Raw genomic sequence first — 24,405 nt, 5'->3', positions numbered from 1 at the left:
GTGAACGTCACGTAAAGGAGCGAAACATGACTGCCCCCACCGGTAGCGCAACCGACACGAAGCAAGTCCAGCAACAGGCCGACGACCTGACCAAGACGCAGCTCGAACTGACGAAGATCAACTTCCAGGTTCAGCAATCGACTGCGACGTTCGAAACCAGCAACGCAGTGACCGCGCAGGAGGGGACGGCGAACGCCCAGGTCGCGCAACACCTGAGTTCCGCCGGCCGCGCGTGATGCCGGTCGCCGGCCGTGCCGCGCGACGCCGGATGCCGGGGCCGCCCGTGACGGGCGCCCGGTGCGGCGTGGGTGCGTGCCGGCCGGCCCGTTTCCGGCCCTGTCGGTCAAGGAGGACACGATCATGTCGGTAACAGGCGTAGGCGCGGCGCCGCCGGGCGCAGCCGCGCTCGCGAGTGCCGCGCAGCAAACGGGCGCGACGTCCGATCCGGCGCAGGTGCGCCAGTTCGATGCGCTGATGCAGCCGGGCGCGTCGTCGGCCGCACCCCCGTCTTCGTCCGGTGTCGCGATGTCGCGCGCACCGGCGGATGCGGCGCCGGCCGTGCAGATGACGCCCGCGCAGGCGAACCAGTCGTCGCTCGTCGAGCGGTTGCGCACCTACGGCAACGATCTCGATTCGCGGTACGCGAACATCGACAAGCACCGCAGCGAGATGCTGACGTCGATGGCGGACAGCCGCAGCGATCCGCTGATGACGATGGTGAAGGCGATGGATTTCCAGTGGACGGCAACCACCACGATTTCGGAATACCAGTTGAGCCTGTCGGTTGCGCAGGCGGCGAACGGCTTCACGCACACGGTGCTGAAGACGCAGGAGTGACGAAAGCCGGTGCGTGTGCCTGCAACGGCCGCGCGCCCTGAAGCGGACAAACGATGACGACGATCGATTCGACGCCGCGCATGCATGCGTGGCGCAGCCGGGCGGCGCGCGCGCTGCTCGCGGGGCTGCTCGTGCTGTTGGCCGGGTGCCAGAAGGAGCTGTACTCGGGCCTGTCGGAGCGCGATGCGAACCAGATGGTCGCGGTGCTCGGCGACGCGGGCATCAGCGCGTCGAAGGACAACGATGCACGCGACACGTCGGACCGCAACGCGTGGCTCGTGAGCGTCGCGGACGGCGACATGCAGGCGGCGCTCACGGTGCTGCAGGCGAACGGGCTGCCGAAGCCGAGCTATGCGAGCCTCGGCGAGCTGTTCCAGAAGCAGGGGCTCGTGTCGACGCCGGCCGAGGAGCGCGTGCGCTACCTGTACGGCGTGTCGCAGGACCTGTCGCGCACGCTGCAGGACATCGAAGGCGTGGTGGTCGCGCGCGTGCAGGTCGTGATTCCGGAGAACGATCCGCTCGCGGACAAGATCAAGCCGTCGTCGGCCGCGGTGTACATCCGCTACCGGCCGGGCGTCGACCTGCGCGCGATGGCGCCGATGGTCAAGGATCTCGTCGCGCACAGCATCGAAGGGCTGCAGTACGACAACGTGTCGCTGTTCCTGCAGCCGGCCGCCGCGCGCGCGACGCGCGTGGACGGCATCGGCAGCGCTGTGTCGGACATCCTGCGGCTGCGCTCGCCGCTCGGCTGGCTGGTGTTCGCGCTGATCCTGCTGACCTGCGCGGTGATCGCGCTGTCGGCCGCCAGGCGCGGGATGTTCGGCGCGCGCCTCGCGGGCCTCGTCGGCGCACCGCGCGGCGCGAACGGCGGTGGTTCGGCCGCGCAGCAGGCAGGCGGCGGGCTGCGTACGCCGGACGGCGCGCGCGACGGCGCATGAGCGACCCGCACGCGCTGCCGCCGGGCGAGGCGGGCGAGGCGGCGCCGCTGCCGTGGCTGCAGCCGCTCGCGCCGCCGCCCGCCGCGCGCGCTGCCGCGTTTCATGCGCTCGTCTGCGACTTCAACCTGCGGCCCGACCGCTATCTGCACGTGACGCGCGTGCCGGCCGACTGGCCCGCGCGCTATCGTTCGCCGGACGCGTTCGGCGCGGCCGGCCGCAAGCTGCTCGCGCGGCACCTGCTCGACCTGCACGGCGTGGCCGACCGGCACGACTTCGACGTCGCGAGCCCGTGCGCGCGGCTCGCGCTGCTGTCCGGCGCGGCGCTCGAACAACTGGCCGCGTATGCGGGGCTGCTGCTGCATCGCGCATGGCTGCGCGACGCGCTGGCGGGGCGGCGCATTCGCGCGGAAGTCGCGGCGCGGCTCGGCGGCGATGCGCTCGAACTCGCGCTCGAACGCGCGCCGGAATTCGGCGCGCTCGCCGAAACGCTCGAACCGTGGCGCGCCGATCCCGCCGCGCTGCCGGTCGTGATCCGCGCGCGCGGCGGGCGCTTGCTCGCCGATTTCATCGGCGTGGCCGGCGACGCGGTGGCGCGGCGCGTGCGCCTGAAATTCAACCGCGCGATCGACGACGAAGCGCCGTACTGGCTGAACCGCGCGCAGCGCGACCAGTTCGGCGAACTGATGTTCCTGTTTCTGATTCCCGAGAGGCTTGCGTCATGGGACTGGCTTTTCTGATCACGAGCGACAACCTGCAGCTGCTGTCCGAGCGCAAGGTGCTCAAGGAGCGCGAATACGCGGCGCTGCTCGACGCGTCCGCGGTGATCGCGACCGCGCATGAAGAAGCGGCGCGCATCGTCGCCGACGCGCAGCGCGAATTCGACAAGCGCCAGGCGGCCGGCTACGACGAAGGCATGCGCCGCGCGCAGCGCGAGCAGGCCGCGCAAGCCTACACGCAGGCGCTCGCCGCGACGCGCACGATGGAGACGATGAAGGATGCGATGGCCGATATCGTCGTGAAGGCCGTGCGCGCGATCGTCGGCGAGATGAGCACGCAGAAGCTGTACGAGGCCGCGCTCGCGCGGATCGCGCCGCTCGTACGCGACGAGGCGTTCCTGATCGTGCGCGTCGCGCCCGGCCGCACGGACGAAATGCGCGACGCGCTCGACGGCGCGTTCGCCGGGCAGTCGAACCGGCAGAAGATCCGCATCGTCGAGGATGCGCAGCTCGAACGCCACGCGTGCACGGTCGAGACGCCGTCCGGGCGGATCGACGCGAGCCTCGACCTGCAGATCGACGCGCTGCGCCAGGCGATCCGCCGCGACGCGCTGAAAGGGGCCGCGCGATGAGCGCGCCGCTCGACGATCCGCCGTCGTTCGGCGACGACGACGCGCCGTTCGATCGCGGCCGCCTGGTCGGCGAGCTCGACGCGGGGCTCGCGTTCTTCTCGCCGGTCTCGGTGCAGGGCCGCGTCAACCACGCGGTCGGGCAGATCCTGAACGCGACGGGCATCCGCGCGCGGCTCGGCGAGATCTGCGAGCTGCGCACGCCGAACCAGCCGACGCTGCTCGCGGAGGTGGTCGGCTTCTCGCGGCAGACGACGCTGCTCACGCCGCTCGGCGACGTGGCCGGCCTGTCGCCGGAGACGACCGTCGTGCCGTCCGGGCGCGAACATGTCTTTCCCGTGGGCGAAGGACTGTTCGGCCGCGTGCTCGACGGGCTCGGCCGGCCGCTCGACGATCGCGGGCCGGTGACGGGCGCCGCGTGGGTGTCGACGCAGCAGGACCCGCCGAACCCGCTCGCGCGCAAGATGATCGACACGCCGTTTCCGACCGGCGTGCGCGTGATCGACGGGCTGATGACGCTCGGCATCGGGCAGCGCGTCGGCATCTTCGCGCCGTCCGGCGTCGGCAAGAGCACGCTGCTCGGGATGATCGCGCGCGGCGCGCAGGCCGACGTGAACGTGATCGCGCTGGTCGGCGAGCGCGGCCGCGAGGTGCGCGAATTCATCGAGCACAGCTTGTCGCCGGAAGTGCGCGCGCGGTCGATCGTCGTCGTGTCGACGTCCGATCGCCCCGCGATGGAGCGCGTGAAATCCGCGCTGGTCGCGACCGCGATCGCCGAGCACTTCCGCGATGCGGGCAAGCGCGTGCTGCTGCTGGTCGATTCGCTGACGCGCTTTGCGCGCGCGCAGCGCGAGGTCGGCCTCGCGAGCGGCGAGCCGCCGACGCGGCGCAGCTTCCCGCCGTCGACGTTCGCGGTATTGCCGCGCCTGCTCGAACGCGCGGGGCAGGGGGCGCACGGGTCGATCACCGCGCTCTACACGGTGCTCGTCGAAGGCGACGAGGAATCGGACCCGATCGCCGAGGAGGTGCGCTCGATCCTCGACGGCCATATCGTGCTGTCGCGCAAGATCGCGCTCGCGAACCGCTATCCGGCGATCGACGTGCTCGCGAGCCTGTCGCGGGTGATGCCGCTCGTCGCGAGCCGCGCGCACCAGCATGCGGCCGCGCGCGTGCGCGAGTTGATCGCGAAGTACCAGGAGATCGAGCTGCTCGTGCAGATCGGCGAGTATCGCGAAGGCAGCGACCGGCTCGGCGATCTTGCGCTGCGCGCGCGCGACGCGATCGGCGCGTTCTGCGCGCAGGCGTCGGACGAGGACGTGCGCTTCGACGCGCTGCTCGCGAAACTGACGAAGCTGGCGAACGATCATGTCTGAAGCCGACGACCGCCTCGTGCTCGCGACGCTTGCCCGCCTGAAGCGCGTGCGCGAGATGCGCAGCCAGATCGCGCGTGTCGCGGCCGCGCGCCAGCAGGGCATCGCCGCGCAGAGCCGGCGCGCGCTGGCGGCCGCGCAGGCGCAGCTCGCGCAGCAGGTCGCCGCGAAGGCCGCGATCCAGACGCGCCTGGCCGACGACGTGCGCGAAGCCCGCGCGTTGCAGAACGCGGCGGCCGATACGCGCACGTTCGACCGGCATATCGGCACCGCGAACGCGTCGGTGAGCGAGGCCGCGCACGTGCATCGCGGCCACGAGGCGACGCTCGCCGACCTGCAGCGCGCCGCGCGCAAGGCGAAGGCGGCCGAGGACAAGCTGGAGAAAGCCGGCGAGAAGGCGCTGCATGCGCGCGCCGCGCGGGTCGAGCGCGACGCCGACGACGTCGCGGACGGCTACGCGGTGCGGCGCTTCGCGACCGGCGGCACCTGGGTGGCCGGCGCGGGCGACGCGGCCGGTCACGGGTCCACGTCGCCGGAGGCCGCCGCCGCGTTCGATGCGGCGATGACCGACGTGGAGACGGGCGCCGCCGCTGCCGCCGAAGCCGATGCATCCGATACATCGGACGCACCCGCCATGCCCGACGATTCCGTCCCGTCCGCCGCCGCGGAGCGCCGATGCTAGACCAGGCCGCGGGCTTCAACGACGTCGCCGGCATGCTGCGGCCGCTGCTCTACGTGATGCCGCGTCTGTTGCCGGTCATGCTGATCGTGCCGGTGTTCAACGAGCAGATCATCACGGGCCTCGTGCGCAACGGGATCGCGGTCGTGATCGCCGCGTTCGTCGCGCCGACGATCGATGCCGCGCAGGTGGCCGCGCTGCCGTTCCTGATGTGGTGCCTGCTGGTCGCGAAGGAGGCGATGGTCGGCATGCTGCTCGCGGGCGCGTTCAGCGCGGTGCTGTTCGCGATCCAGGGCGTCGGCTACCTGATCGATTTCCAGACCGGCAGCGGCAGCGCCGCCTTCTTCGATCCGATGGGTGGCCACGAGGGCGGCCCGACTTCCGGATTCCTGAATTTCATCGCGATCGCGCTGTTCGTGACAGCCGGCGGGCTGCAGGTGCTCGTGCAACTGTTCGCGCAGTCGTACGCCTGGTGGCCGATCGGCTCGCTCGGCCCCGATTTCTCGTCGATGCTGCAGACCTTCATCGTGCGGCAGACCGACACGATCTTCGAATGGATGGTGAAGCTCGCCGCGCCGGTCACGATCGTGCTGGTGCTCGTCGAGCTCGGCGTCGGGCTGGTCGGGCGTGCGGTGCCGCAACTCAACATCTTCGTGTTCTCGCAGCCGCTGAAGAGCGCGCTCGCGATGCTGATGATGATCCTGTTCCTGCCGGTGGTGTACGCGTCGCTGCATGCGCTGCTGAGCCCCGACAGCGGGTTGATGGCGCTGCTGCGCGCGTTGTTCGCCGCGCACGGCGGCGGCTGAGCGCGCGAGAGCCGACATGGCCGAAAAGGACCAGAAGCCGACCGCGAAGCGCCTGCGCGAGGCGCGCGAGAAAGGCGACGTGCCGAAAAGCGCGGAAACGGTGTCGTCGGCGTTCTTCGTCGGCGTGTGCGTGGCGCTCGCGGTGGGCATCGGTTCGCTGTTCGCGCGGTTGCAGGCGCTGTTCCGGCTCGTGTTCGACGCGGTCGGCGCAGCCGATCCGGCCGCGCGGCTCGCGGTGCTGATCGACGGCGCCGCGCGCGACTGGGCGACGCTGTCCGCGCAGATCGTCGCGGCCGGGCTGCTGGCGGGGTTGCTCGCGGGCTTCGTGCAGGTGGGCGGCGTGATGGCGTGGAGCCGCCTCGTGCCGCAGTTGTCGCGGCTCAACCCGGCCGAGGGGATGAAGAACCTGTGGTCGCTGCGCAACCTCGTCAATCTCGCGAAGATGTTGCTGAAGACGGCGCTGCTCGTCGCGACGCTCGGCTGGCTGATCGTCGAGTCGCTCGATCCGTCGGTGCAGTCGGGCTTCACGCGGCCGGTCTCGATCCTCGCGCTGATCGTGAAGCTGCTGATGCTGCTGTTCGGCTGGGCCGCGCTGATCTACATCGTGATGGCGTTGATCGACATCGTGCACCAGCGGCACGAGTTCAACCAGAAGATGAAGATGTCGATCGACGAAGTGCGGCGCGAGCACAAGGAGGACGAAGGCGATCCGCACATCCAGGCGAAGCGCCGCCAGCTCGCGCGCGAAGTGCAGTTCGCGTCGCTGCCCGACCGGATCGGCTACGCGTCGGTGGTCGTCTATTCGCCGCGCGTCGCGGTCGCGCTCTACTACGGCGGGATGGGCTCGCTGCCGTGGGTACTCGCGCGCGGCGAGGGCGACGCGGCCGAGCGGATCGTGCGGCTCGCCCGCGACGCGCTGCGCCCGACGCTCGCGAACGTCGGGCTCGCGCAGGCGCTGTACGAGACGACGCCCGAGAACGGCACGATCCAGCCGCAGCATTTCCGCGAGGTCGCGCAGTTGCTGAAATGGGCGACCGGCGCCGGTTGACGGCGGCGTGGCGTGGCGGCGTTGCCGTCGGCATACGGCCCTTTTTTCATCCGCAACGCTTGCCGGCCAGCTCACCGGATTCGATATGGCCCCTTGCGCGACCATCCGCACGAGGCACTTGACGTCCATTTTTTTCCGGACGGTGCCGACATTCACTGGTGAATTATTGCTGATTTATTTCTTCGTAATATGGCTCGACCGTCATGCCCGACGGCGGGCCGCGAGGTTGCGCGGTGCGTGACGGAACTGGTCAACAGGGGCAGACAAATCAATGTGCGGAATCGACGGCTTTCTGAATAGCGTCGCCTTCGATGAGGAGACAGCGCGCGGCACGCTCGCGCGAATGACGGCGAGCCTCGCGCATCGCGGGCCGGACGGGCAGGGGATCTGGGTCGACCCGGAGGCCGGCATCGCGCTCGGCCACCGGCGGCTCGCGATCGTCGACCTGTCGGTGCACGGCCGGCAGCCGATGGCTTCCGCGTGCGGCCGCTACGTCCTCGTCTTCAACGGCGAAATCTACAACCATCGCGAACTGCGCGCGGAGCTCGAGCGTGCGGGGCGCGCACCGGCGTGGCGCGGCCACTCCGACAGCGAGGTGCTGATCGCGGCGATCGTCGCGTGGGGCGTCGAGGCCACGTTGCGCCGCGCGACCGGCATGTTCGCGTTCGCGCTGTGGAATCGCGCGTCGCGGGTGCTGACGCTCGCACGCGACCGGATCGGCGAGAAGCCGCTCTACTACGGCCGGATCGGCGACGCGCTGGTGTTCGCGTCCGAGCTGAAGGCATTGCGCGGCTACCCGGGCTTCGACGGCACGGTCGACCGCGACGCGCTGTGCCTGTACCTGCGCCAGTCGAGCGTGCCCGCGCCTTACACGATCTATCGCGGCATCCGCAAGCTGCCGCCCGGCACGTACATCCAGTTCGAACATGCGCGCGACACGCCGCGCCTGCGCGCGTACTGGACGCTCGAACAGGCGATCGAGGCGGGCCGCGCGCAGCCGTTCGAAGGCACCCCCGACGAAGCCGTCGGCCAGCTCGACGCGATCCTGCGGCAGGCCGTCGCGCGGCAGATGGAGGCCGACGTGCCGCTCGGCGCGTTCCTGTCGGGCGGCGTCGATTCGTCGGCGATCGTCGCGCTGATGCAGGCGCAATCGGCGACGCCGGTCGACACGTTTACGATCGGCTTCCACGAGGCCGGCTACGACGAAGCCGGTTACGCGAAGGCCGTCGCGCGCCATCTCGGCACGCGCCATACCGAGCTTTACGTGACCGCCGACCATGCGCTCGGCGTCGTGCCGAAGCTGCCGTCGATCTACGACGAGCCGTTCTCCGATGCGTCGCAGATCCCGACCTTTCTCGTCTCCGAACTGACGCGCCGGCACGTGAAGGTGAGCCTGTCCGGCGACGGCGGCGACGAGCTGTTCGGCGGCTACACGCGCTATTTCCTGACGCCGCGCCTGTGGCGCAAGCTGCATCGCGTGCCGGGCGCCGTGCGCGCGCGGATCGCCGCCGCGTTGCACGCGCTGCGGCCCGACCACGCGGACCAGCTGGCAGCCGTCGCGCAGGGCGCGTGGGGCGGCGGCGTGGAGGCGCGCGAATCGACGTCGCGCATCGGCGATCGCCTGCACAAGCTCGGCCATGTGATGACGGCCGAAAGCCGCATCGGGCTGTACCGGCTGCTGATGTCGTCGGTGCATCATCCGGAGCGCATCGCGCTGTCGGGGCAGGAGCCGCCGACGCCGCTCGACACGGTGTCCGCGTGGCCCGCGCATCTGAGCTTCGCCGAGCAGGCGATGGCGATCGACACGCTCACGTACCTGCCGACCGACATCCTCGCGAAGGTCGATCGCGCGGCGATGGCCGTGAGCCTCGAGACGCGCATGCCGTTCCTCGATCATCACGTCGTCGAATTCGCGTGGCGCGTGCCGGCGTCGGTGCGCTTGCCCGAAGGGCAGTCGAAGGCGCTGCTGCGCCGGCTGCTCGACCGGTACGTGCCGTCCGCGCTGATCGACCGGCCGAAGCAGGGCTTTTGCGCGCCCGTCGACCACTGGCTGCGCGGCGCGCTGCGCGACTGGGCCGAGGCGCTGCTGCGGCCGTCGCGCCTGCGCGAAGAAGGCTTCTTCGATGCGGCGGCGGTCGAGCGGCTGTGGCGCCAGCACCAGACGGGCCGGATGAACTGGCAGCACCAGCTGTGGACGGTGCTGATGTTCCAGGCGTGGCTGGAGGCGCAGCGCGCGGCGTGACGGCATCGTCGTGCCCGCCGCCGTGACGCGCGGCGGGCCGACCGTCATCCGACCACCAGCGGCGTGCCGACCGGCAAGTGCGTGGCATCGCGCGCGGCCGACGGATTGAGCTGCAGGATTTCTTTCAGCGCACGCGCATCCTGTTCGCCGCGCGTCATCGCCTGCTGGTCGGCACGCGATACGTGCGCGGCGTCCAGCAGCGACTGGCGATGCTGGTCCGCGATCACCCATAGCGAATCGCCGTCGACGACGATGTAGGGCTGCGGGGCGTTCGACGGCGACGGCGGGTTCGACGGCGTGCCTGGCGACGGTTGCGGTCGGGACGGCGAGGCGGCGCTCGCCGAAGGCGACGGCGGCGCGCTCGGCTGCGCCGCATGCGTGGCGGGCGCCGGGTGTCCCGGCGTGGCGGCCGACGACGGCGCGACGGCGTGCTGGGTCGCCCCGCCGCCCGGCTGCTGCGTGCCGGATGGCGGCGCCTTGCCGTCGTCGTCCTCGAACGCGGTGTAGATCCACTTGCCGACATAGATCAGGATCGGCGCGACCATGAGCGACGTCGGAATCGAGCCGGTGAGCCGCTTCGGCAGGTTCGGGAAATGCGTGTCGATGCGCGCGAGCGCGAGCAGCGTCGCGGACGACAGCGACGAAATCGCGATCGGCAAGTCCGACTGGATCGCGGGATGCGGGCCGACGAATGGCGCGATCGCACCGCCGGCGATGCTCGCGAGATCCGACATCAGGTCGATGCCCCGCACGACGCGGCTACGCCGTTCGATGCTCAGGTGCGCGAACGCGCTGCCCTGCACGAGGCCGGTATACGTGATGCCGAGCAGCGCGCCGGCCGCGCCCAGCGCCGGCACCACCGACGGATTCTGCAGCAGCGCATGCAGCGACAGCTCGCCGAGGCTCGCATAGCCGGCAATCGCGGCGGCGCGTCCGGCCTTGCCCATGAAGCGGCGCGGATTGCCGTAATGCAGCTGCTGGATCGAGGTGCCCGCGAGCACGCCCTGCATCTGCTGGAGCATGTCGTTGGCGATCATCTTCGTGTATTCCAGCGTCTTGTCCGCCGGCAGCGACGCGGCCTTGTGCAATTCCAGCTGGAGATGAATCTTCGCCCGCGCGCTCTCGGCGAGCAGGATCAGCGACGCGTTGCGCTGCTCGGCATGCATCTGGTGCGCGTCGAGCTGATTGTTCAGGCCGTCGACGAAGCGGTCGATCACGCGATCGAACAGCCGCGGGTCGCCGCTTTGCAGCGCGCGCACGGTGTCCTGGTGCACGGCCTGCACGAGCCGGCCGGTCCGCACGCCGACGAACGCCGCGTTCGCGGCCTGCTTGAACTTGTCCGGCGTCAGGCCGAAGTGATGGACCGCGAAGCCGGCCCCCGCGCCGATCGCGATCGACAGCAGGTTCTTGCGGTTCAGCAGCGCGGCGATCCAGCTGTCCGGCTGATGCAGGCGCAGCGCATGCAGTTCCGCGGCCGCGGCGAGCGGATCGTCCGGACGCATCGGCTCGTTCGTCTGCGCGCTGACGAGCCGGCTTTCGCTGATCGGCTGCGTATCGGCCGCGACGAGCGCGGGCGCAATGACGGTTTCGCGCCAGGCCTGCAGCGGTTCGACACCGGCGCCGCCGCCGTCCGTCGTGACGATCTGTTCCGGCGCCGTGAGCCGCGCGCCGACGTCGGTGAGCCATCGTTCGGTAAACATCCGGGCGGCGTCGCTGGCCGCGGGCGCGCGGCGCGGGTCGGCGGCCCAGCGGTCCGCCGCGAAGCGCGACGTCGCATAGCGGGCGCGATGCAGCAGTTGCGTGGTGTTGCCTTCGTACAGTTGCTGGCGCAACGCCGCGAGCCGCGCGGGCGACATGCCGCGCGCCCGGCCGATGCGGTCGACTTCCGCGAGCAGCAGGCCGTGCTGGTTCATCAGCGTCGTGCGGTCGACGCGGTCGTATACGCGCGTCAGCGCGTCGGCGCCGTGCAGTCGCGCGAGCGTCGGGTCGTTGGCCCTGGCGCGCTCGACGAGCAGCGTCGCGAGCGCGGTCGTCAGTTCCTGGTTCGCGACGAAGTCCGAGCCATGCGTCGCGTACGACAGGCCGACGTGCACCCACGGCAGCGCCGGATGGTCGAGCAGCGATTTCGCGAGTTCCAGGTGGCTCGCGCCGGACGCGGGCTCCGGCACCGTATCCCAGCCGTGGAACGTCACCATCACGTGCGGCGCGGGCTGGCCGAGGTGCGTCCGGTTCCACGATTCGAGCAGCGCGCCGAGCCGCGCGTGGTCGTGATAGCCGGTGTTGGAGCCGGGCTGATGCCGGTGGTCGACGGACGACACCAGCGCCCGCGCCGGCGCCATTTCGAAGCGCAGCAGGAAGCCGGCCTTCGACGACGCATCGAGCCAGTTGTGCACGTATTGCTCGGCCAGGTCGTCGATACGCATCGACTTGCCGTTCGCACCGGTGATCGTGCCGGTCCAGTAGTCGATCGTCGCGTCCTTGTGGTCGCCGATCGACTTCGCGTCGTGCACGACGGCGGGGTCGTGCTTCGCGCCGCGCGTGGCCGCGAGCGTGTGCGGGTCGATCACGATCGTCACGGCCGGCATCACGCCGCCGTGCCGCTCGATCTGCGCGACGAATTTCGCGGGATCGTCAGAGAGCCGGAACGCGCGGCTCATCGGCACCACGCGCTGTTGGTACGCGGGATCGGCGGCGAGGAGGCGCCGGCGCAGCGCGCGATCGGTCGCGAGCGCGGTGCTGAAACGGCTCAGCACCTTTCTTCTGAGCGGGATCGGCGCATAGCGCGAGCCGCCGCCCGACCAGTCGCGCGCGACGTACAGCGGCATGCCGGTGTCGCGCAACGCCTGGGCGTCGGCCATGATCGCGGGCGGCACGCCGTTGACCGCATCGTCGAGTTCGAGCGGCGCGGCGCGCGGATCGCGCGCGTGCTGCACGAGCGCGTCGATCCGGTCGTAGTGCGCGAGCAGGGCCGACGCGTTGCCGTCGCCATAGCGCTGCAGCGATTCGACCTGCGTCGTGCTGACGAGCGACGGCTGATAGGTGCGCACGTCGAGCACCGGATGGCCCGATGCCGCTTGCCCGTTGCGCGCGGCCGCGGCGTTCGCGCGGCGGATCGACTGCAGCGCCGCGTGGCGTTGCGACCGCAGCCGCCGCGCCTCGGTCGCGCCCCAGTCGCGCCGCGCGTCGGACATGTGCGGCGACGGGTCTTTCGCCCATGCGTCGACGGTTGCGAGGCGGGTCTCGAGCGTCTTGAGCCGGGTGCCGCGCGCGTGCTCCGCAAGCGCATCCGGCGCGAGTTCGGTCAGCAGCAGATGGGTATCGCCGCCGTACGGGCCGCCGCCGATCGGCGACGCGTCGAGCGGCACGCCGGGGCTGTCGGGCTTGCGCCAGTTGTCATGCCAGGTCAGTTCGCCTTGCGCGTTGGCCGTGATCACCGCGCGCGGCTTGCCGAGCCGGTACGCGATGCGCTCGCCGCCGCCATACACGTAGATGAAATGCTTGCCGGGCACGAGGCCGCGCGCTTTCGCGAGACTGAGCAGGTGCACGACGTTGTGACCGCTGAAATCCAGCGCATGACCGGACGCGGCGGGCAGCAGCCCGGCTTCGAACGCGCGGGGCGCCGGCGCCAGCGCGGTGGTCGCGGGCGTGCGCGTGCCGCCGGCGGGCAGCGGGCGCGTGGCTGACGATGCGCGGCCGAGCGTCGCGATCGCGCGGGCGCGGCGCAGTGCGATCGCGGCGCCCGTGCCGGTCAGCGACGCGAAGCGGCGCCGCAGGCCGTGCATGCCGCTGATCGCCACATGGCCGCCATAGTGCAGGCCGCGGCGCGGCAGGACTTCCGTCTTGTCCTTCTTCGGTGGTCGCGGCGCGTCGAAGCGGTCGCCGACCCGCGCCAGCGTGGCCGGTTCGACGCTGCTGACGAAGAACGTCATGCCGCGCGTGCGGGCCCGCGTGAGCGGCACGCCGTGCAGTTTGCCGTTCGGCCGCAACCGGATGCGGTCGCGCTGCGGATACGCGGCGGCGAGCGGCCGCTCCGTCACGTGAGTCCGTGCATGCGGGGCGTTTTCCCGGTATTGCCAGACACCGGTGGCCGAGTCGTAGCGCGCATGACCGGCGATCTTGCCGGTCGCCTTGTCGACGACGTAGATCGTGTCGGCGTGGCCGGCCGCCGCGACGGCCTGTTTCGCGCGTGCGAAATGCGGCGCATTCGACAGCGCGTCGATCGCATCGACGTACGCGTCGCGCACGCGCCCGTTCCGCGTGAATTCGACCGTCTCGCCTTCACGCGCGGGCTTGACCTTCGCCGGGCCGCCGAGCGCGACCAGTTCGCGGTGCGTGACGGGCGACGCATGGAAATCGAACGCGCGCCGCGCGGCGGCGGTGCCGGCCGGATCGCTGCGTTCCATCGCGCTCGACAGCGCCTGCTTCAGCGCCTGTCGCTCCTCGGCGTTCAGCGCGTTGCCGAGAAAGCGCAGGCGCTGGATCGCGCCATTCGCATCGACGTGCGCCGTCGCGACGAACGTCGGCGGCGCGTCGGGCGTCGGCTGGCCGGCCCGCGCGATCAGCAGCGCCGTGTCGGTGCCGGTCTGCTGCACCAGGTGCCCGAGCGTGGGCGCGTGCTGGCCTTCGGCGCGCGTCAGCGTGCGCATGTCGCGCGCGTCGAGCCACGCGCGTGCGTGCTTCATCGCGTTGCCGTCGACCGCAAGGCGGGCGCGTGCCGGCGCGGCGAGCCGTGCCGCGACGGGGCGTCCGGCCGCCGCGCGAACCTGTTCGCCGTAGTACTCGCGATAGGTCGGATTGCCGGGCGTCGACGTGCGCATGTCGCCGAACGTGTCCGCGAGGGCGTCGAGCGCGGCCGGGTCGCGGCTCGTCAGCGCATGCTCGGTCGCCCGGGCGAGCGCGTCGGGCAACGTCGCGTGGGTCGCGATGTCGGGCCCGCCGGCGGCGAGGATTTCGTTGCGGATCGTGTACGCGTTGACCTCCGCGCGCGCATCCGACTTCAGCAGCGCGGCCACGGCGGCTTCGGGGCTGGCGTGCTCGGCGGCCAGCGCGCCGGTCGCGAGATCGACGCTGTGCTGCAGTTCGTGGCCCCACACGAATACGAGCGTGCCGGCGCGGCGCGTATTGCCGTCGAGTACGATCGTGCGCGTGTCCGCGTCCGCGTAATGACCGCCGCCCGGCGTACCGACGCGGATCGTCCAGCCGTCGCTGCGGGCCAGCCGCATCTGCGCGCGGAAGGTCGGCGACTGTCGCGCGATCGCGTGCGCGCGCATCAGCAGCACGCGGCCGCGGAACCGCTGCACGACGCGCCCGAGCATGCCCGGGCGTTGCGCGTACGCGCCGCTTTCGGCGTAGGCGGGATGGGCGAGGCGAATGCGGCCCGTCGCAATGCCGCGTTGGATCGTGTCGATGACGCCGTCGATCCGCTCGACGACGTCGCCTTCCGGGTCCGCCTTGTGCAGTACCTGGCCGGGGTCGTGCAGCAGCACTTCGCCATGGCGGCCGAACAGTACCTGGAAGTCGTACAGCAGCCCGTGCCGCTGCGTGACGTTGCGAATGTTCGCGAGATCGTCGAGACCGCTGCGCCGGACCACGCCGGGCAGGCCGAGCCCTTTTTCCATCGCGGCGCTGCTCAGCAGTGCCGCCGGCTTGTACACGACGCCGACCCGGCCCAGGTGCGAGAACGGTCCGTCGACCGTGCTGACGGGCAGGTCGAGCCGTTTCAGTTCACGCAGGCCGCCCTGTTCGGCGCCGATTTCCTCGTGCGCGACTTCCACGCCGTCCGGCGACGTGTCGCGGAAGAAGCCGATCGCCTGGCCCGTGCCGCCGTCGAATACCGTTTTGTAGAGCCCCGAGCCGACGAGCGGGCCGAGATGGTCGGCGGGATCGACGGTGCGCGCGGGATCGCCCGCGACGTGCAGCTGGCCGCCGGTGACCGACAGCTCGCCGAGCGCCGGCTGCTCGTAAGCGGCCGGCACGTAGCGGTTCATGCCGGACAGGTCGGTCAGTCCGCCGTCTGCGCCGACGGCGTCCGGATGCACCGCGTAGACGGGGCGTTGCCACAGGTTCGCCAGTTGCGCGGCCGCGCCTTCGTTCGCGTGCCGCGCGGCCAGGATCACCACGCGCTGGCCGGCGTACGGCGCATCCGACAGCAGCGAGAAGCCGTGCGGATCGATCGGCCGGCCGTCGGGGCCGAGCAGCGTGCCGTCGGGCTGCGTGTCGGCATGGACGATCGCGAGACGGTCGGCTTCATCCATCGACACGAGGCCGCGCCGCCTGAGCCCCAGCGCGTCGAGCGCCGGCGTCGCGGCGCCGAACGGCGACGCGTTGCGCTCGACGTGCGCGCGCGACCACGCGACGCGCTGCGCCTGGATCTCGCGCATCGAGCGCGGCGCGTCGTCGCGCGGCTTGTCGCGGCCGCCGTGGTCGTTCGGCGGATCGCCCGCATCGCGCGGATGCGCGTCGGCGCGACTGCCGAGATCGACGTCGTAGCGGGCCTCGAATGCATTGAGCTGCCGGCTCGCCTCGGCTTCGAGCGCCTTGCGCGTGTAGCGGCCGCCGCCCGGACGCTTGCCGGCGGCGTTCACGCGCGAACGGTCGCTGCCGAGCAGGCGCATCTGCTGCGCGAGCGTGCCCGACTGTTCGGCGAACGCGTTGACCTGGTTCGGCAGCGGCGCGCCGCCGGCACGCATCTGCACGTCCGGGCGCTTGAGCTTCACGTCGCCGCGCTCGATCCCGCGTTCGAGCAGCGTGATCTGATCGTCGACGTCCGCGAGGGTCTGACGATACGCGTCGCTGTGGGTCTCGATCGGGCCGGGATCCGCGAGCAGCAGCCGGCCGTCGCGATACACGCCTTGCGGATCGAAATAGAGCCGGTCCTGCTGAATCGCGTCGCGCAGCGTGCGCAGGGTCTGCAGCGATTCGGGGTCGAGCGTCGTCGGCAGCAGGCCGCGCCCGGCATCGCCGGTATGCAGTCCGCCGCGCGGCTGGTACAGCACCGCGACGCGGCCGGCGTGCGAAAACGGGCCGTCCATCGCGACGGTCGGGAGATCGTAGCGACGCCGCAGCAACGCGAGCGCCGCGCGTTCGGCGCCGGCGCTGGCCTGCTGTTCGGCGCGCGTGCTGAAATCCTCGTAGAGGGCGACGACCGCATCCCGGCCGAGCGCGAAGCCGCCCTTGTGCGCGCCGAAGCCGAGCAGCGCGCCGAGATGCTCGTTCAGGTCCACCGGCTTGCCGCTGTCCGCATGGAATACCTGCAGGCCGTCCGCCCGCAGCGGCCCGAGCGCGACCTCCGGATGCGGCGCGGGATCGAAGCGCAGGAAGCCGCTGGTCGCGCGGATCGTGCCGTCCGCTGCGAGCGCGCCGCGCGGTGCGACGAATACCGGACGGTTCCAGACGTTCGCGAGTTCGGGGGCCAGCCCGGCCTCCGCGCCTTCCGCGACGAGCACGATCGGTTCGTCGAGCCGGGACGGCGCCGGCAGCCCGTGGCGCGCGTCGAGCGCGAGTTCGTGGCCGGACAACGGCGTGCCGTCCGGGCGTGTCAGCGGCGCGTCCGGGCGGCCGTTGCGCACGACGAACAGCGTGCGCCCGCCATAGCTGTGCTGCTCGACGCGCGGCCCGCCGGGCGCGACCGCGACGTCCGCCTTGCGGGCGGCGAAGCCCGGCGCGAGCGGGGAGGATTCGATCGCATGGAGGACGGTCCAGGCGACGCGCTGGCGAAACGTCAGCGGTTCGAGCGGCCCGCCGGCGCCGGCTTCGGCCGGATCGGCGACCCGCCGGTACTGGATCGTCCGCGCGTCGCCGCTGCGGCGATCCGCGCGCGATGCGGTGCGTGCATCCTGGTCGTTCTCGGCGGCGCGTTCGCGCACCTGCGCGGACGAGCGGCCTGCCTGCGCGGTCGCGCGCGACGTCGCGGCGGCCGGCTCGGCCACGGCCGCCGTCGGGTCCGCTGCCGCGCGCAGCGTGGACGGGGTCGCGCGGGCCGCGTTCGTGCGGGCGCCATCGTCGTGCGGCGGCGCGGCCGTCGGCGTGGCGGGCGCCGGGCCCGCGCCGCGCGGCGTGCCGACCTGACTCGGCGCGCGCAGCTCGATGCCGTCGGACAGCGTCAGGCTGCCGTCCCGGCCGGCCGTGATGCGGCCATCGGTACCGTAGCGGTTGAAGCGCGTGCGCTCGAGGGTGCGCCACGAGCCGTCGACGCGTTCCGCGATCGTGATGCGGCCTTCGTGGTCGACGAACGCGGTGGTGCCGGTCTTGCCGCGTGCGCCGGTATTCACCGCATTCGCGCGGCTCAACACGCGGATCGGCACGCCTTCGTAGGTCAGCACGCGCTTGCCGACCATCAGCGTGCCGTCGCCGGCCACGGTCACGCTGCGGCCGTCGATGGTCGCGCGCGTACGGCCGAGCCGCAGCGTGTTGGTCGCCGTGTAGCGGCTCTGGCCGATGCGCACGGTCTGGTCGCCGATCTGTACGGCCTGGTTGTTCAGGTCGCGGCCGCCGAAGCCGCCGGTACGCCGCACGATGCCGGTCGTCACGGCCTTGAGCTTCTGGTGACCTTGCGCGAGGCCGAGATTCAGTATGAACGACGACGCATCGCCGGCGAGCCGGTCCGTATGACCCGTCACCGCATCGTGTACGAACTGCACGCCGGCTTCCGCCGCGCCGCCGAGACCGGTGACCGTCGTCGCGCGCCGCACGAAGGTCGCGAGCCCCTTCGAATCGTTCAGCAGCGTGGCGATCTTGCCGACGCCGCCGACGCCGGCCGGCACCAGGTTCAGGTAATCGGCGCGCGCTTCCGCATCGAGCGGGCTGATTGTGCGATCGTGCTGGATGCGATTGGCGAGGTCGTAGCCGGAGTTCGCGACGGCTGCCGCCGCCGACGTATAGATCAGCCCGGTGCCGGCCACGTTGAGCGCGACGCCGAGCGGCGCGCCGAATACCGTCGCGTCGAGCAGGCCGCCGCCGACTTCGAGCGCGATCCCGCCGAGCAGCATCCCGAGGTTCACGTCGCCGGAACCGAACGTGTGCATCACGCTTTCCCACCAGCTGTCGTCGTGCGCGGTGTTGTGCGGGTCGATCCGCGCGGTGCCGTTCGCGTCGTAGCCGGTCGCGATGTCGAGCGTGCCGTCCGACGACAGCGAGTTGTCGTCGATGAAGTTGTCGATGCTCGAGTATTTCGCGCCCTGATCGTCGACGTAGTGCGTGTCGCCGTTCTCGTTCGTGACCTTGAAGATCGCGCTCGTGACCAGGCCGGCGTCCTTCGACGCATAGACGATCGGCATCACGTTGACGCGCGTGCCTTTGCCGCCGCCCACCTTCAGCAGTTCGTCGCGAACCTTGTCGATCGATTCGAGCTTCTTGCCGTCGCTGAACTGCGCGGCGTGCGGGTCGCCGGTCGCGCGGTCCGGCGACAGGCCGATCGCGACGCCGACGAGGTTGCGCTGCTCCGTCGGGTCCAGCAGGCCAAAGTCGATCCGCGTGCCGCGCCGCGTCGCGTCGCCGGCCTTGTCGAGCAGCGACTGCGACAGCTCGCTGCGGTGCGCGCCGAAGAAGTCGGACAGCGCCTTCGCGTAGTCCTTCTGATCGGATTCGGTCTTCGGATTGCGCAGCCGCTCGTCGAGATGCTCGTCGAATTCGTTGAACAGCACCTGCTGATGGAACGTTTCGCTGCGCAGTTGCGCGTGCTGGACGTCCCGGTTCGCCTGATCGAGTTCCGCGAGCGCATCGGCAAGCGGCTTCGCGTATTGATTGACGACGAACGGCACCGGCGCCGTCAACGGGATGTTCTTCGGCGTCCCCTGCGGTGTCGCGACGGAAAACACGCTCGGCGTCGGCCCGATGCCGTGATCGCGGTTCCACTGGTCGTACTGGGCCTGCAGCCCGTCGACCTTGATCTTCAGGTCCTGCTGCTTCGCCTGTGCATCGGCGAGCGCCTGCTTCGTCGCGCGCTCGTTGACGGACGCGGTCATCCGCTCGTCTGCCTGATGCAGCGCGGACGCGATCGTTTTCAGGCCCTTGATCTCGAGCGGCGTCGGATCGTTCGCGATGCACATCGTCCGGTGGTCGTACCGATTCTGCACGCCGGCGGCGATATCGTCGTAGTGGATCGCGAGCGCGTTGCCGTACGCGGCGACATAGCCGTCGTGCGCGACGCTCGCGGCATCCTTCACCTTCCACAGCTGCGTGGCCGCGTCTTCGACGCCGAGATCGGCGCGCGGGTCCATCAGCTTGACGCCGGGATGGTCGCGGCGCCATTGCGTCGCGCTCTTTTGCGTGGCGTCGTAGTTCTTCTGCTGTTCGTCGACCTGGCGATTCGCATACAGCATCTGCAGATACCCGCCGCTCACGCGCGCGCTGGCCTGCGCATGGTTCAGCAGGTCCTGCTGCGCGGCGACCGTCGTGCTCATCACGGTCGGCCCGTACTTGCCGGACACCGCGTTGTACGTGCCCTGGATGTCGGCGACCTTCGCCGCGTCGGTCGCCGCATTCAGGCATGCGTTCGCATAGTTCGCGTCGTCGGCGCTCTGCGTCAGTTGCGTCCGGGCCTCGTCGGGCTTCAGCGCCGGCGGCACGTCGATCACGCGATCGAGCGGCGCGAGCTGCTTGTTGATACGCGCGATGCCGGCATCCATCGCATCCGCGTAATCGCCGTTCGACCCATACGACTGCAACTGGGCGAACGCGAGGTTCGAATTCGCGATGTCGGCGTTGTGAAGCGCCTTCGCTTCGGACAGCTTCGCGTCCGCCTTCTGCCACGCGTCGTAGGCCTGCTTCTGCTGCGGCGTCCAGTCGTCCCGCGGCGACACCTTGGCCGGATCGTCGATGCCCGGGACCGCCGCCTTCAGCCGGTCGAGCGCCGCGTTCGCGTCGGCTTGCGCGGAGCCCGCCCGTTTCGGATCGAGCGCTTCGTTGTCGTGATCGGCCTGCTGCGCGTACGCGATCATGTAGCCGGCGTCGGTCGTGACGTCCAGCTCCTTTTCCGCTTTCGCGGTGGCCTGGTGCGCGTTGTCGTAGGCGGTTTGCGCGCTGGCGAGCGCGTCCTTCGTCGTGGACGGATCGTTCTTCGCGTGGGTCAGCGCGGTCTGCTTGTCCTGCTCGTCCTGCAGCGCGTTGTCGTATTGCGTCTGCGCGCCCTGGATCGCGGTCTGCGCGGCTTGGGTCAGCGGATCGTCGACCGTGATGTCGGGCGGCTTGGGCCGGTACTGTTCGGCCAGGCTCCTGATCAGCGAGGTCGCGGACGCGATTTCGGCATTGGTCGGCTTCGACGGGTCCGTATCGGGCGTGACCTGCACCGTGATCGGCGGCGGCGGGGGCGTGGCGGTCTGCTGTTTCGACGGGTCGCCCGATTGCTGCGCGGCCTGGCTTGCCGCTTTCGCGCGTTCGGCTTCGAGCGTGCGCTCGAGGAACGCCATCCAGTTGGCGCCCATGCCGACGCCGTCGATATCCAGCATCAAACTCCTCCCGGTCGCGCCGCGCTCGACGGGGCGCGCATTACGATGCCATTACGGTCAAGCTTGGAGTGTAGAAAGGCATGCACCGCGGTGACGCAGCGCGTTTCGTAGCGCGCCGCCGATGCGCGCGCGCCGCCGGGTCGTCGCTACGAACGGCGGCGACGCGAGGCGGCGGGAACGAGGGTACGGGCCTGCTTACTGATCGAGACACCGCACGCACAGCCGCTTCGCCTGGTTCGCCGGCAGCCCGCGGCACATCATCACCACCGGGCGCGCATGGCACGACGGCGCATCGGCGGACGCGGCGGGCGACGGCAGGCGGCGCGCGCGTTCGGGCGGCGTCGTGGCGGCCGCGGCCATGCGCCGCTGGCGTTCCGGCGGCGGCGTGTCGGTCACGACGGGGATCGGTTCGACGCCGCCTTCGCGCGCATTGCGCTGTGCGCTCGCGACGACGCGGCTCACGTAGCCGCTCGAGAAGCCGGTCGTGAAGTTGCCGCTGTAGTAGCACGACAGCGCCGCGCGCAACGCGGCCTGCGTCGCGCGGCCGGTGCCCGACGAGCGCGCGAAGCACTCGGTCAGGATCGCGCCGCCGGCCTGCAGGTTGCGGCACGGCTCGAACATCGTCGCTTCGTCGAGCCCGTATTTCGCGAAATTGCGTTCGTTGACCTGCGCGAGGCCGACGCTGTAGCTGAAGCCGCGCGACGACAGTTCGCGCGCGGTCGCGCGCGCCTCGTCGAGCGACGCGGGCTGGCGCGTCAGGTGCCCGCCGACCACGCCGATCGCGTACGGATTGAAGCCCGACTCGGTACGCACGAGCGCGGCGAGCGTCGCGGGATCGACGTTCGGCGCGCAGGCGCGCGCCAGTTGCGCGAAACCGGCGCCGCCGGCTGCCTGCGCGACGCGCGGTGGCAGGCACGCGAGCGCGAGCAGGGCCAGCGCGCACAGGCACGCGGCGGCGGTGCGCAGGCGGCGCGCGTTCATCCCGCCCCCGCCACGCGGTACGACAGCACGAGCCCGTGCACGAGCAGCGACCAGCCGTCGAGCGCGACGAACAACAGCAGCTTGAACGGCACCGAGATCGTGGTCGGCGAGATCATCTGCATCCCGAGCGCCAGCAGGATGTTCGCGACCAGCAGGTCGACGACGATGAACACGATGTAGATCACGAAGCCGATCTGGAACGCCTTCGTCAGCTCGGCGAGCGTGAAGCTTGGCACCAGCACGAGCAGGTCGTCGTCCTTGATGCCGTCCGCGCGGTTCTTCGGCCAGACCGACGTCGCGGTGCGCACGAAGAATTCGCGGTCGCGCTGCCGCGTATGCGACACGAGGAAATCCTTGATCGGCGGCAGCGCGGCATCGGCGAGCGCGCCGATGTCCGAGGTCGACAACTGCCCCGACGCATCGAAGTGGCGCGCCTGCAGCGCATCGCGGATCGACATTCCGACGGGCGCCATGATGAACAGCGACAGGATCAGTGCGATGCCGTTCAGCACGAGGTTCGGCGGCACCTGCTGGATCCCGAGCGCGGAGCGCAGCAGGCCGAGCACGACCACCAGCTTCGTGTAGCTCGTCACCATCAGCGCCGCGAACGGCGCGATGCCGAGCGCGGCGATCACCGCGATCAGCGCGACCGGATTCGGCAGGTTGCCCATCGTTCAGCGCTCGCGCGGCGCGGGTTGCGTCAGCGTGACGACGCGCACGCCGAGCTTCTGGCCGACCGCGATCAGGTGGCCGGTGCCGATCAGCATCCCGTTCGCGACGAGATGGATCACGCTCTGGTTGATCCCTTGCTGCAGCTCGATCACGGCGCCCGGCTGCAGCGTGCTCAGTTCGCCCAACGGCATCGACGTGGGCGGCAGCTCGAAGCGCAGGTCGACCGCGAGGCCGTCGAGCGAGCGTGGCGCGTCGCCGGGCGGCGCGTCGTGCGTCGTCGGCGGGGCGGAGTCGGTGCGGGTCGGTTCCAAAGGCATCTCCCTGATTCGTTCGACGGTGAGCCGGTTGCCCGACGGCCGTCCGGTGATCTCCCACGCCGGCGCGGCCGGCAGCCGCGCGACGCACAGCAGGTTCTGCTCGTGCGCCTGCCAGCGCTCGATCGCGATGATGTCGCCGCCGACGACGTCGGCCAGCTCGGCCGTCGTCAGCTCGGTGCGGCCGATTTCGAACACGAGCGGCACGGGCAGGCTCGCGTAGGTCGCGCGCGCGTCGGCGAGCGCGGCCGGCGCGGTCGCGAAGAACACGGCCAGCGCGTCCGGCGCGTCGAACAGCAGCGCGCCGTGGCAGCGCCACGCGGCGTCGGCGCGTCGCAGCTCGAACCGCAGCGCGGCCGGCGATGCATCCCAGGCCGGTGCGCCGTCGGGCGGCGGCAGCAACGCCACGCGCTGCCGGGTTGCTGCCTGCAGCACCGCAGCGAGCGGCGCGCACAGGTCGGCGAGCAGCGCCGCTCGGATCACGGCCGGGACCGCGGGGTCGGCCGCGTCGCCGAGCCATTCGGTTTCCGCGACCGGGTCGATCCACAGCGTGCCGGCGGCCGGGCCGACGACGAAGCGGTACGCGTGCGCATCGACGGCCGGCTCGGCGTCGACGCGCCAGCGCACCTCGTACGCGTGCTCGCCGAGCGTGACCGGGACGGCGCCGGTCGCGCCGTACGCATGCGACAGCCCGCGCGCGGCGGCGGCGGACAGGCGCGGCAGGTAGGGCGACGCGTCGAGCGCGACCGCGGCCGGCACGGCGGCGGACGGCGGGGAAGCGGCGGGCATGGCCCGGTTCGCGGCGTCGCCGGCGTCGGCATTCGTCAGGAACAGCGCAGGCACGGCGGGATCGGGGCGGATTCGGCGTTGGTTCGACGGGTAGTTCTGATGCCGGCGGCGCCGGGGGCGCGCGGCTGCTGCGTCGATTGTAGGGACGGCGATGGCCGTGTGCCGCGCCGGAATCCGTAGTCGCGCACATCGTGCGGAGGCGGCGGGAGCGGGGCGCTACGAAGCGCGACGAAGTGCGGTGGAGCGCGCCCGAGTGCGCCGAAGTGGGCGACGCGACGGCTGGCCTCGAAAGCAACCGCCGCCGGGAGGCGGCGGTTGGGGCGCGACTGGCTGGCGGGCCGGGCGGCGTGCAGGCCGCATCCGGCTGGCAGGCCGCGAGGGGCTGCGAATTCGCGCAGCGCGGTGGGGCAAGCGTGACCGGCGCGCCGCGAGCGGGCGGCGCGCGGGTGAAGCGTTACGCGTAGTCGGCGGCCATCGCGGGTTGCGGCGCCGTGCGCAGCATCGGCGCCGCGTCGTGGCGTTCGACGTGCGTCATCGCGGCACCGAACAGCACCAGCCGATAGCCGACCGCGTAGATCGGGATGATTCGCAGGTTCTTGTCATGTTCGAGCTGCAGCTTCGAACGGATCCGCGAGATATGGGTATCGAGCGTGCGTGACGACACGCCGAGCTCGCGGCCCCATACGGCTTCCTGGATTGCCTGCCGCGGCACGATCTTGTTCATGTTGTCGAGCAGGAATTCGACGACGTCGAATTCGCGCGGCGTGACGTCAACGACCTTGTTGTCGATTTCGATCGTGCGGCGCACGAAGTTGATTTTTATGTTGTCGATGTACAGGTATTTGCAATCCATGGTGGCCCTCGCATGTCCATAAAGGAGTGTTTGCGGGGTCCTGTGCTGCAACTTTCGGGCCAGGGGGCGGTTGTCAGGGGGGAACGG

The 24,405-nt window shown here is 71.0% G+C and carries 15 protein-coding genes; 10 read left to right on the top strand and 5 right to left on the bottom strand.

The features are described 5' to 3' along the window. The first annotated feature begins 26 nt into the window (after positions 1 to 26). From H0X90_RS29550 to asnB, 10 genes are all read left to right on the top strand, one after another. Positions 27 to 236: a hypothetical protein gene (locus H0X90_RS29550; protein WP_006486267.1), complete on the top strand. Its 210-nt coding sequence runs from the start codon at positions 27 to 29 to the stop codon at positions 234 to 236. A gap of 124 nt (positions 237 to 360) precedes the next feature. Then, positions 361 to 837, top strand: a complete 477-nt coding sequence (locus tag H0X90_RS29545; RefSeq protein ID WP_012493472.1) for a hypothetical protein — start codon at positions 361 to 363, stop codon at positions 835 to 837. Positions 838 to 890: 53 nt separating this feature from the next. Then, the gene (gene sctJ, locus H0X90_RS29540) at positions 891 to 1,775 is read left to right on the top strand and encodes a type III secretion system inner membrane ring lipoprotein SctJ (protein WP_059722001.1); all 885 of its coding nucleotides are present in this window, start codon (positions 891 to 893) and stop codon (positions 1,773 to 1,775) included. Beyond that, positions 1,772 to 2,512, top strand: coding sequence for a SctK family type III secretion system sorting platform protein (locus H0X90_RS29535; protein WP_077189490.1), 741 nt, complete (start codon positions 1,772 to 1,774; stop codon positions 2,510 to 2,512). The genes sctJ and H0X90_RS29535 overlap by 4 nt, the downstream gene beginning before the upstream one ends. Beyond that, positions 2,494 to 3,123: a type III secretion system stator protein SctL gene (gene sctL, locus H0X90_RS29530; RefSeq protein ID WP_006487566.1), complete on the top strand. Its 630-nt coding sequence runs from the start codon at positions 2,494 to 2,496 to the stop codon at positions 3,121 to 3,123. Before H0X90_RS29535 ends, sctL begins: the two co-directional genes overlap by 19 nt. Continuing rightward, complete coding sequence (sctN, locus tag H0X90_RS29525; RefSeq protein ID WP_006487564.1) at positions 3,120 to 4,493, top strand: type III secretion system ATPase SctN; 1,374 nt, start codon at positions 3,120 to 3,122, stop codon at positions 4,491 to 4,493. Before sctL ends, sctN begins: the two co-directional genes overlap by 4 nt. After that, entirely contained in the window at positions 4,486 to 5,172 is a 687-nt protein-coding gene (locus H0X90_RS29520) for a hypothetical protein (RefSeq protein ID WP_006495896.1), read from the top strand. The genes sctN and H0X90_RS29520 overlap by 8 nt, the downstream gene beginning before the upstream one ends. Continuing rightward, positions 5,166 to 5,975, top strand: a complete 810-nt coding sequence (gene sctT / locus H0X90_RS29515) for a type III secretion system export apparatus subunit SctT (RefSeq protein ID WP_077189491.1) — start codon at positions 5,166 to 5,168, stop codon at positions 5,973 to 5,975. Before H0X90_RS29520 ends, sctT begins: the two co-directional genes overlap by 7 nt. Positions 5,976 to 5,991: 16 nt before the next feature. Next, entirely contained in the window at positions 5,992 to 7,023 is a 1,032-nt protein-coding gene (locus tag H0X90_RS29510; protein WP_058903313.1) for an EscU/YscU/HrcU family type III secretion system export apparatus switch protein, read from the top strand. 271 nt (positions 7,024 to 7,294) lie between these two features. Then, positions 7,295 to 9,265: an asparagine synthase (glutamine-hydrolyzing) gene (gene asnB, locus H0X90_RS29505; RefSeq protein WP_006495899.1), complete on the top strand. Its 1,971-nt coding sequence runs from the start codon at positions 7,295 to 7,297 to the stop codon at positions 9,263 to 9,265. A 44-nt stretch (positions 9,266 to 9,309) separates the two neighbouring features. Here the strand turns inward: asnB and H0X90_RS29500 are convergent, their stop codons facing one another. From H0X90_RS29500 to H0X90_RS29480, 5 genes are all read right to left on the bottom strand, one after another. Next, the gene (locus H0X90_RS29500) at positions 9,310 to 20,709 is read right to left on the bottom strand and encodes an LWXIA domain-containing protein (RefSeq protein ID WP_077189492.1); all 11,400 of its coding nucleotides are present in this window, start codon (positions 20,707 to 20,709) and stop codon (positions 9,310 to 9,312) included. A 195-nt stretch (positions 20,710 to 20,904) separates the two neighbouring features. After that, on the bottom strand, positions 20,905 to 21,690 hold the full coding sequence (locus H0X90_RS29495; RefSeq protein ID WP_058903311.1) for a lytic transglycosylase domain-containing protein: 786 nt from the start codon (positions 21,688 to 21,690) through the stop codon (positions 20,905 to 20,907). After that, positions 21,687 to 22,361 carry a type III secretion system export apparatus subunit SctR gene (gene sctR, locus H0X90_RS29490; RefSeq protein ID WP_006480865.1) on the bottom strand — a complete coding sequence of 225 codons (675 nt, stop codon included), beginning with the start codon at positions 22,359 to 22,361 and terminating at the stop codon, positions 21,687 to 21,689. The genes H0X90_RS29495 and sctR overlap by 4 nt, the downstream gene beginning before the upstream one ends. 3 nt (positions 22,362 to 22,364) lie before the next feature. Next, positions 22,365 to 23,519, bottom strand: coding sequence for a type III secretion system cytoplasmic ring protein SctQ (gene sctQ / locus H0X90_RS29485; RefSeq protein ID WP_077189493.1), 1,155 nt, complete (start codon positions 23,517 to 23,519; stop codon positions 22,365 to 22,367). 400 nt (positions 23,520 to 23,919) lie between these two features. Beyond that, positions 23,920 to 24,318: a winged helix-turn-helix domain-containing protein gene (locus H0X90_RS29480; RefSeq protein WP_006485803.1), complete on the bottom strand. Its 399-nt coding sequence runs from the start codon at positions 24,316 to 24,318 to the stop codon at positions 23,920 to 23,922. Between the last annotated feature and the right edge of the window lie 87 nt (positions 24,319 to 24,405).

It is taken from the genome of Burkholderia sp. 9775_39 (assembly GCF_015712225.1).
In the GTDB taxonomy this organism is placed as follows: domain Bacteria; phylum Pseudomonadota; class Gammaproteobacteria; order Burkholderiales; family Burkholderiaceae; genus Burkholderia; species Burkholderia cenocepacia.
This window is presented reverse-complemented; position numbering and strand designations above follow the sequence as displayed.